This is a genomic window from Rhodopseudomonas sp. BR0C11 (assembly GCF_010820945.1).
GTDB lineage: Bacteria > Pseudomonadota > Alphaproteobacteria > Rhizobiales > Xanthobacteraceae > Rhodopseudomonas > Rhodopseudomonas palustris_H.
Genome location: NZ_QTKI01000231.1, coordinates 1 through 7634, shown reverse-complemented (window position 1 = coordinate 7634; position 7634 = coordinate 1). Strand labels below are relative to the sequence as shown.

The following is a 7634-nucleotide window of genomic DNA, read 5'->3' as shown; positions in this document are numbered from 1 at the left end:
GACGTTGCCTTTCATGGCCGCTCCACAGTCCTGCATTGACGCGTCAACCAGTATCGCCGCGACTGGTGCCGCGATGCAAGCGATCCGACGCGCGGACGCCGCGCTTCAACCGAAGCGTTCGGCGGAGAACGGCTGGGGATCGGTGAGCGGCTGTTCACCGGTCATCATCTCGGCGAGCAACCGGCCGGTAACTGGACCGAGCGTCAGCCCGTGATGCTGATGGCCGAAATCGAACCACAGGCCGGGATGGCGCGGCGCGCGGCCGATCAGCGGCAGCATATCCGGCAGGCACGGCCGCGCGCCCATCCATGGCTGCGGCTCGATGGTGTCGCCGAGCGGGAACAGCGCGCGCGCCACCGGCAGCGTCTGCGCGATCTGCACTGGCGACGGCGGCGCATCGCGGCGCGCGAACTCGGCCCCGGTGGTCAGGCGAATGCCGCGGTTCATCGGTGCCAGCAGATAGCCCCGATCGGCGTCGAGCACCGCGTGCTGCAGACGTGCATTGCCGCGCGGCGTGAGATGGACGTGGTAGCCGCGCTTGACGCCGAGCGGGAAGCGATAGCCGAGCGGCTTGAACACCAAGTCCGACCACGGCCCCATCGCCACCACCACTTCGCGGGCGGTGACGAGTCCGAGCTCGGTCGCGACCCGCCAGCCGCCCTCCTCCTGCTGCAGCGTGCGCGCATCGCCTTTGACGAAACGGCCGCCGCGCCGGGAGAACAGCGCCGCATAGGCTTTGACCAGACCGCCCGGATCAGGGATCGAGCCCGGCTCCAGCCAGTGGATCGCCCCGGCAAAATCGCCGGTGAGGTGAGGTTCGCGTTCGGCGATGCCGGCACGATCGAGCACGTCGGCGACGACGCCGAACTGCCGCGCCCGCTCAAGATCGCCGAGCGCCTTGGCAAAGCTCTTCGGCGAACGAAACAGCTTGATCCAGCCGGTCTTGCGCAGCAGCTCGGGCACGCCGGCATCGGCGATCAGCGCCTCGTGCTCGGCGAGGCTGCGCCGGATCAGCGGCAATGCCGCCTGCGCGGTCTGCGCCGCGCGACGCGGCGACGACGCGAGGAAATACCGCACCAGCCAGGGCAGGAATTCGGGAATGCCGGAGAGCTGATAATGCGCATCGGCCGAGCCGTTCAGCGCGTAGCGCAGCAGATGGCCGGGATCGCGCGGAAACATGTAGGGAAACACCGAGGCGCATTCGATCAGCCCGGCATTGCCGTAGCTGGTCTCGTCACCCGCCGTGCCGTTGCGGTCGACCAGCACCACATCTCGGCCGCGGCGCTGCAGGTGCAAGGCTGCGCAGACACCGACAATGCCCGCGCCGAGCACCACGACACCGGTCTCGTTCCGCTTCATGGTTCCGAGTTAAGCGCATCAGTGCGATTTCGCAAACGCCAAACCGCATTTGCAATGGTGCCATAACGGCGCATCACGACTGACGCCGCATGATGCAAACCGTGTCGTCACCGGCCGCTCAAACGCCGGGCAACGCGCTCTCTTTCGCATCATTGCGACAAGCAGATTTACGAGGCCGCGACAGCAGATGTCGGCGCGATGACGAATCGCGTGCATGGAAACGAAAATGGCGGGCCGATCGGCCCGCCATTGTTGGTCGGATTGTCGCAGTCTCGGTTCAGCTCGGCTTCAGCGCCGGAGAGCCGTGCTCCATCTCATAGTCTTCGATCTGCTTGGCGCGATCGGACTCCAGCGCGGCGCGGTGATCGGTGCCGATCGCCACATACACCGCCGGCAGCACGAACAGCGTAAACAGCGTGCCGATCATCATGCCCGCCACTACGACGAGGCCGATCGAGAACCGGCTGGCGGCGCCCGCGCCCGAGGCGGTGAGCAGCGGCAGCAGGCCGGTGACCATCGCGGCGGTGGTCATCAGAATCGGCCGGAGCCGCACCCGCGCCGCCTGTTCGATCGCGGTGCGCTTGTCGAGCGCCTCCTTGATCTGCAGTTCGCGGGCGAACTCCACCATCAGGATGCCGTGCTTGCTGATCAGGCCGACCAGGGTCAGAAGGCCGACCTGGGTGTAGATGTTGATCGTCGCCACGCCGAAGAACAGCGGGATCAGCGCGCCGCAGATCGCCATCGGCACCGTGATCATGATCACCAGCGGGTCACGCAAGCTTTCGAACTGCGCGGCGAGCACCAGGAAGATGATGATCAGAGCGAAGCCGAAGGTGATGGCGAGCTGGTTGCCTTCCTGCACATACTGCCGCGCATCGGCGAGGTAGTCGTGGCTGAAGCCGGACGGCAGGTTCTTGGCCTGCTGTTCGAGGAAGTCGACCGCCTGGCCGACGGTGACGCCCGGCATCGGCACCGCCTGGAAGGTGGCGGAGTTGAGCTGGTTGAAGTGCGTCAGCGCGTTCGGATCGGTGGCGGTCTCGATCGTCACCAGCGTCGACAACGGCACCTGCTGCCCGCTGGCGCTCGGCACGTAGAAGCCGTCGAGCGATTGCGGGGTCAGACGGTCGGCACGCGGTACCTGCGGGATCACCTGGTACGACCGGCCTTCGAGATTGAAGCGGTTGACGTAGTTGCCGCCCAGCAGCGTCGCCAGCGTGGTGCCGAGGCGCTGCATGTTGATGCCGAGGTCGCTCGCCTTGGTGCGGTCGATCGTCACCCGCACCACCGGCTGGTTGAAGTCGAGATCGCTGTCGGCGACGATGAACAGGCCGCTCTTGCGCGCCGCGTCCTTCAGCTTGACCATCTCCTCATAGACGGCGCGGAAGCCGGCGGTGGAGTTGATCACCATCTGGATCGGCAGGCCGCCCGGACCGCCGGGCAGCGGCGGCAGGTTGAAGGCGAAGGCGTTGACGCCCTCGATCTTGCTGAGCTCCTTCTGCACCAGCGGCTTGAGCTGCATGGCGCTGCGCTTGCGCTCGTCCCACGGCTTCAGCAGCATGCCGGCGATGCCGTTGTTCGGACCCGCGGTGCCGTTCAGGATGAAGCGAAGGTCGGTTTCCGGGAAACTGGCATAGGCCTTGTCGAGCTTCTCGCCGTAAAAATTGGCGTAGTCGATGTTGGCGTATTTCGGCGCCTTGGTCACCGCGAACACGATGCCCTGGTCTTCTTCCGGCGCCAGCTCCTTGGACGTGTTCATGTACATGAAGCCGACGAGGCCGAGGATCACCACGGCGAACATGCCGGTGATCGGGCGGTAGTCGAGCGAGCGGTCGAGCTGCCGGCCGTACCAGCGCGTGATCGAGCTGAACACCTGGTCGACCTTGCGGGCGAACCAGCCCTGGCTCTCCTGGTGCTTGAGCAGCACCGAGCACATCATCGGCGACAGCGTCAGCGCGATGATGCCGGACACGATCACCGAGCCGGCGAGCGTGAAGGCGAACTCGCGGAACAGTGCGCCGGTGAGACCGCCGAGGAAGCCGATCGGCGCGTACACCGCCGCCAGCGTGATGGTCATCGAGATCACCGGGCCGACGATTTCGCGGGCGCCGATCAACGCCGCCTGGACCGGACTCTTCCCCTCCTCCAGATGGCGGTGGATGTTCTCCACCACCACGATGGCGTCGTCGACCACAAGACCGATCGCCAGCACCATCGCCAGCAGGGTCAGCAGGTTGATCGAGAAGCCCATCGCCAGCATCGCGGTGCAGACGCCGATCAGCGACAGCGGAATCGTCACCACCGGGATGATCACCGACCGCAGCGAGGCCAGGAACAAGAAGATCACCACGATGACGATGCCGACCGCTTCGATCAGCGTCTTCTCCACCTCGTCGATCGACGAGCGGATGAACTTGGTCGAGTCGTAGGCGACCTTCATGCTCATCGACGGCGGCAGGTTGCGCTCGATCTCGGGGAACAGCGCGCGCACGCCGGTGACGATGTTGAGCGGGTTGCCCTGCGGAGTCGCCTGCACGCCGATGAAGATCGCGCGTTCGCCTGAGAACGCCACGCTGCTGTCGGTGCTCTGCGCCGCAAGTTCGACGGTGGCGACGTCCTCCATCCGCACGAAACCGCCGCTCTGCGCCTTGACGATCATTCGTTTGAATTGATCGACGTTTTGCAAGTCGGTGTTGGTGGTGATGTTGGAGACCGTCAGATAGCCCTTGGTCTGACCGGCCGCCGCCTGGAAGTTATTGGCCTGGATCGCCGCCGTGATGTCGTTCGGCGATACGCCGCGGCCGGCCATCCGTATCGGATCGAGCCAGATCCGCATCGCGAAGGTCTGGCCGCCGAGAATGTCGGCGGATGCGACGCCGTCGACGGTCGACAGAACGGGCTGCACCACGCGCGTCAGGTAGTCGGAGATTGCCGACCCCGACAGCTCGTTGCTGGCGAAACCGATATACATCACCGCCGTGGTTTGGCCGGTGGATTTGACGATCACCGGGTCGTTGGCTTCCTTCGGGATCAGGTATTTGACCGAATTCACCTTCGCCAGCACTTCGGTGAGCGCCTGGTTGGGATCGAAGTTGAGCTTGACGTAAACCGTGATCAGGCTCTGGCCCTGGGTCGACGACGACGTGATGTAGTCGACGCCTTCGGCCGAGGCCACCGCCTGTTCGAGCGGGGTGGTGATGAAGCCCTGCATCAGATCCGGTGACGCGCCCGGATAGGTCGTGGTGATGGTCACCACGGTATTGGACAGCTTCGGATATTGCCGGATCGGCAGCGTCATCGCGGCGCGAAAGCCGACCAGCAGGATCAGCATGCTGACCACCAGCGACAGCACCGGGCGCTTGATGAAGATGTCTGTGAGGACCATACGGACGCTCCGTGGCGCACCCCCGGCGCGCCTTGCGCGACCGAGCTGCGGTTGAGTTGTCCCCGGACGGCGACGATCGCCGGCCGGACCTGTTCGATGACGAGCTGGCCGCGCCACTGGGCGCAGCCGGCGCTCCTTCTGTTAGTAGCGCGGCGGCGTCTTCGGCTGCGGCGGAGGCGGATCGGTCGAGATCGCGACCGCGGCACCAGACTGCAGCTTGAGCTGGCCGACCGCGACGACGCGATCACCCGGCTTCACTCCGGTCAGGATCACGGTGCGGCCGTCGATGCGGTCGCCGGTGCGCACGAAGGTGCGCACGGCCGACAGCTTGGCCTGGCCGTCCTCGCCCTTCTCTTCCTTGATGAGGAAGACCGAGTCGCCATACAGCGTGTAGTCGACCGCCGTCTCCGGCACGGTGACCACCGCCGGCTTGTCCGGCAGCACCACGGTGGTGGTGGCGAACATGCCCGGCCGCAGCACGTGCCCGGGATTGTCGAGGGTCGCCTGCACCCGGATGTTGCGGGTATCGGACGCGATCTGCGGCTCGATCGTGGTGATCTTGCCTTCGAACACGCGGCCCGGATAGGCGTCGACCTTCAGCCGCACGAGCTGACCGACCGCCAGCGTGCCGGAATCCTTTTCCGTCACGGTGATGTTGGCATAGACCCGCGACAGATCGGTGAGCGTCACGATCTGGGTGCCGGCGCTGAGATACTGGCCGACTTCGACGTGACGAACGCCGAGAATGCCGTCGAACGGCGCGCGCACCGTCTTCTGCGAAATCAGCGCCTCGGTCTTGGCGATGCCGGCATTGGCCTGATCGAACGCCGCCTGCGCCGAGTCCACCGTCGCCTGCGGGCCGAACTGCCGGGCCGCAAGCTGCTTGGCGCGGTCGAGCGACAGCTCGGCGACCTTGGCTTGGGCACGGTAGTTCGCGAGGTCGGCGAGTTCGGTTTCCTCGAACAGCTTGACCAGCGGCGTCCCCTGCTTCACCTCCGAGCCAGCCTGAAACAGGATGTCGGTGATGCGGCCGGAGACGTCCGAGGTGACGTTGACCTGATGCACAGCCGCCAGATCGCCGACCGCGGTGAGCAGATTGGGCAGCACTTCGGTCTTCGCCTCGGCGACCGTCACCGTGATCGGCGGCGGTTTGTTGTTGGCGAAGAACTTCGCGATCATGTGGTTGCGGAAGGCGTTGAAGCCGACCAGACCGCCGACCAGCAGAGCCAGCAGCAATCCGACGATGATGAACCAGCGCACCGTCCGCACCGGACGCGGGCGGGGCTTCTCGCTGGAGCTCCGCGCCGACGGCGGAGTTTCTGTCGCAAGCGTCATGTCATGCACTTTCTGTCGTTTCCGCCCCGGATCCAGCCCGGCGACAATTCGCGGTCGAGATGGGCGGCAATTACGGCTTCGTTCAGACCAATTCCACGTAGGATGAATTCACACATCTGGCGCTCGTGGCTCGCGGCGTTGCCGTAGCTCAGGCAAGGCACCGACGGCAGCCGCGCCAGCGCCGCCATCAGCAAAGTGTGGTGGGCGAACCAGAACAGGTTCATCGGCTCATCGCCGACCTTGACTGCATCCCCCGCCTCGACCGCCCGCTCCAGCGACGTCACGAAAGTCCGGCCGATCAATCCCGAGACCTTCTCGTACACCAGACGGGCGAACTCGCCGTCATCGAGCTGGCTCGACACCAGCAGCCGCAGCCGCTGATCTTCCTCCAGCTCCGGCTGATCGGAGGCGTGGAGGAAGTGCTGCACCATGCCCCGCACCAGCACCACCAGCGTCTGGGTCGAGGGTTCGGCACCCAGCAAGTCCATCAAGGCCGGATCGGCCTCGCGTTCGCACGCCAAAATCTCGGCATACAGCGCCGCCTTGCTCGGGAAATGCTTGAACAGCAACCCTTCCGAGATCGACGCGGCGGCCGCGACGCTCTTGGTGGTGGTCCCTGCAAAGCCATTCCGGGCAAAGCAACGCTTGGCTGCGCTCAGGATCAATTCCCGGCGCAAGTCGCTCGTCATGCGCAGTGAAGTCATCTTGTGAGTAGGCACTCACCTTTGCACTTGTCAATCAGGATCGCTGCGACGCACTAAATCGTGAGTGTTGAGATTGGCTGAAACCGGCCGCTCCCGGCCGGCGCCAGCCCTCGAACCGGCCGCATGACATGCGTCTCCCAGGTTCCCGCCGCAAGACCCGACCTGCGGATTTCCTTAGCGTTTCGGCAACGTCGTAAATCGCCTATAGACGTAAAAAACGGGAATGACATGGAAACGGCCCCAGCAGAGCTCGCGGAAGCGTTCGATCTCGCACGTCTGACGCCCGACTTTTATGATAACCCCTACCCCACCTATCAGGCGCTCAGGGGGCACCAGCCGGTCAAGCGCTTGGCGGGCGGCGGCTATTTCCTGACCCGCTACGACGATCTGGTCGCGGTCTACAAGAACACCACGTTGTTCTCGTCCGACAAGAAACGCGAATTCGCGCCGAAATACGGCGATTCGCTGCTGTTCGAGCACCACACCACCAGCCTGGTGTTCAACGATCCTCCATCGCACACCCGCGTCCGCCGCCTGATCATGGGGGCGCTGACGCCGCGGGCTATCGCCGGCATGGAGCCGGACCTGATCGCGCTGGTCGACCGGCTGCTGGATGCGATGGCCGCCAAGGGCCGCGTCGACCTGATCGAGGACTTTGCCGCCGCAATTCCGATCGAGGTGATCGGCAACCTGCTCGGCGTGCCGCACGACGAACGCGCGCCGCTGCGCGGCTGGTCGCTGGCGATCCTCGGAGCGCTGGAGCCGGTGATCGGGCCGGAGGCATTTGCGCTCGGCAACGAGGCGGTGGCGGAGTTTCTCGGCTATCTCGACACCCTGATCGCCCGCCGCACCGC

General features: G+C 65.2%; 4 protein-coding genes and 1 pseudogene. 1 reads left to right on the top strand and 4 read right to left on the bottom strand.

Translation table 11 applies throughout. From position 1 onward, the window contains the following. Nucleotides 1-105: 105 nt before the first annotated feature. From DYI24_RS17010 to DYI24_RS16995, 4 genes and pseudogenes are all read right to left on the bottom strand, one after another. Complete coding sequence (locus DYI24_RS17010; protein WP_164573141.1) at nt 106-1359, bottom strand: FAD-dependent oxidoreductase; 1254 nt, start codon at nt 1357-1359, stop codon at nt 106-108. Between the two features lie 277 nt (nt 1360-1636). Next, nucleotides 1637-4741 carry a MexW/MexI family multidrug efflux RND transporter permease subunit gene (locus tag DYI24_RS17005; protein ID WP_164573140.1) on the bottom strand — a complete coding sequence of 1035 codons (3105 nt, stop codon included), beginning with the start codon at nt 4739-4741 and terminating at the stop codon, nt 1637-1639. 141 nt (nt 4742-4882) lie between these two features. Then, nucleotides 4883-6076, bottom strand: a complete 1194-nt coding sequence (locus DYI24_RS17000) for an efflux RND transporter periplasmic adaptor subunit (protein ID WP_107345514.1) — start codon at nt 6074-6076, stop codon at nt 4883-4885. A 1-nt stretch (nt 6077) separates the two neighbouring features. Continuing rightward, nucleotides 6078-6780: pseudogene (locus DYI24_RS16995) on the bottom strand (TetR/AcrR family transcriptional regulator). A gap of 228 nt (nt 6781-7008) precedes the next feature. On the opposite strand from DYI24_RS16995, the gene DYI24_RS16990 reads away from it, so the two are divergent. Further along, nucleotides 7009-7634: cytochrome P450 family protein (locus DYI24_RS16990; RefSeq protein ID WP_164573139.1), on the top strand; the 626-nt coding region annotated here is incomplete at its 3' end.